Consider the following 1,046-nt stretch of genomic DNA (forward strand, 5'->3'; position numbering starts at 1 on the left):
TAGTTCCCAGAGTCATCTTGCTGTCCTGCTTGAGCAAGAACTATCAAGCATCTGTGAGATCTTGGATGATGACATCCTGAACCATGCCCGTCTGGAAGTGCGCATCTTTGCTAATTGGCAGTTAGCTCTAGATTTCGTGCAAACGGAGCAGGCTATCCCGATCGCCCTCATGGACTGCATTGAGCCAGACTGGGGCGATCGCTTCTGGGAGGTGCTGCAGAGCCAGTCTCCGCAAACCGTGGGCATTAGCCTGGTGGAACCCTGCGATTCAGCAGACGCTCTTTTTCAGCGATCGCCCAGCCATCGTTTGTTGCTCAAGCCTATACACCGCCCTAGTTTGCGCCTTGCCCTACACCAAGCTCTACGGCAGTATGCGCTTGAAATCCAACAGCAGCAACACCACGCTCAGTTAGCCCAGGTCAACCAACATATTGTTCAGCAAATTGAACAGCGCACCCAGGCCCTGGCTGAGCAAACCCATACCCATGCCCAAATTTTGCATGAGCAGGCCCAGCTTGAAGAAACCCTGCGGCAGTCGGAAGCTAAGTTCTCCATTGCCTTTCGCGCTAGCCCGGTCATTTTGTCCATCACTGACCTTAGCGATCGCCGCTACATTGAAGTCAACAATCGTTTTTTGGAAACCTTTGGCTATGAGCGGGATGAAGTTGTCGGACGCACCACCCTAGAATTTAATAACTGGAATAACTTGGACTCCCGCGAGCAATTTCGTCAACTGCTGCAAGAACAAGGCGTGGTACGGGGGCAGGAACATGAGTTTGTCACCAAATCGGGGCAAATTATTACCGGTATCGTCTCTGCTGATATCATTCCGGTCAACGGCAATCCCTGCATTTTGTCGGTGATTGAAGATATTACCCAGCGCAAGAAAATTGAGCAGGCGCTGAAGCAGGCGGAGCTGAACTATCGCAGCATTTTTGAAAACGCCATTGACGGCATTTTTCAAACGACGACCGATGGGCGATATTTAGCAGCCAATTTAGCCTTGGTGCAGCTCTACGGCTATGCCACCACGGAGGAATTTCTAG

Annotated in this window: 1 protein-coding gene; it reads left to right on the forward strand. The window is 51.3% G+C overall.

What is annotated here, in order from left to right; all coding sequences use genetic code 11:
* Positions 1–61: 61 nt before the first annotated feature.
* Positions 62–1,046, forward strand: a 985-nt coding sequence (locus V6D20_07475) for a PAS domain S-box protein (protein HEY9815623.1), incomplete at its 3' end; no start/stop codon positions are given.

It is taken from the genome of Candidatus Obscuribacterales bacterium, from assembly GCA_036703605.1.
In the GTDB taxonomy this organism is placed as follows: domain Bacteria; phylum Cyanobacteriota; class Cyanobacteriia; order RECH01; family RECH01; genus RECH01.